Origin of the sequence: Thalassotalea profundi (assembly GCF_014653195.1) — a bacterium.
GTDB classification, from domain to species: Bacteria; Pseudomonadota; Gammaproteobacteria; order Enterobacterales; family Alteromonadaceae; genus Thalassotalea_B; species Thalassotalea_B profundi.
Window position 1 is genome coordinate 1 of sequence record NZ_BNAH01000032.1, and the last position, 1,237, is coordinate 1,237.

Annotated in this window: 1 protein-coding gene; it reads right to left on the reverse strand. The window is 34.2% G+C overall.

Features of this window, described 5'->3' with window-relative positions; translation table 11 throughout:
- Positions 1-114: 114 nt before the first annotated feature.
- Positions 115-1,237 (reverse strand): serine hydrolase domain-containing protein (locus IE155_RS17860; RefSeq protein ID WP_229817456.1); only part of this gene is annotated, 1,123 nt, incomplete at its 5' end.

The window sequence follows — 1,237 nt, forward strand, 5'->3', positions numbered from 1 at the left end:
CTAACGCCGTTTTAAGCGGCTAATTGCAGTTGGCTAAAATAAGTGAGGCACGAACAAAAAGCCAACTGTAATTTGTCCGACTTGAAAACCCTTGTTAGGCAGCATTAAACAAACTTAATTATAGTGAGTAATAATTGCTCTCATCACCTTCGATTGAAGTTCATAAGTCTCATCACCGCCATTAGTTAAAATAACAATTTCAAGATCATGCTTCGGATAAAAAAATAATTCTGCTTGATAGCCATCTTGTGAACCGCCATGAGAATAAAAAGGCTCATCACCCCAACCTATAATCCAACCTAAACCAAAGGTGCCATCATTACCTGCATCACTATGCACTTTTGTCATCGAAATTAACGATTTTTGACTAATAATTTGTCCCTCTTTCAATGCGACAATAAAGTTGTTCAGGTCTTCAATACTACTGACTTGAGCCATTGCCCCTGTGGTATATTGACGAATACCAAAAATAGATTCCGTTTTAGCATAATTAAGGGCGTCATTAGGCTTAATAGTGACGCCTTTCTCGACAATGTAGCTATTTTTCATATTTGCAGGAACAAAGATATTCTCACTCAAATATTCTGAAAAACTAACTCCGCTAACTTTTGCTATAACCTCAGCTAACAATACGTAACAACTATTACAATAAATCGCTTTATCGAAAGCTTGTGGTTTAACCTTAATCATATTTGAGGAAATAAACTTTATAACATCCTGATTTGTTGATAAATTTACTAAGTTCAGGTTGGAATCAGAGAAGAAGTCATCAGAAATATACACCCTATGAGATAGTAAATGCTTTATCGTAATATCTTCCCAACCTGTGGGTAGCTCTTGAATGTATTTGGTTATTTGATCGTCTAGAGAAAGCTTTTTCTGCTCAACTAACTTCATAATTGCCAGTGCAGTAAAAGGTTTACTAATTGAGCCAATTCTAAATCCTGTATGAGAGCTAATCGAATTATTATTAACTTTATTAGCAAGCCCTTTACTTAACTGATAAATAATTTCATTATTTTTTTTAACTAAAACACTAACACCTGGCTGGTCTTCTTTTTGCTTTGAAAGTATTACATTTAAGTTATCTACAAGAGAGCTTTTATCTTGAGAATGTACAACACCAATTACAGGTGTGCTTGCTAAATAGATAAGTAAAATCAGAAAAACTTGAGTTATAATTTTTTGCATTATTTCTTCTTCCTTGACTGAGGCACAACTTAACCAGCTGCCTAAC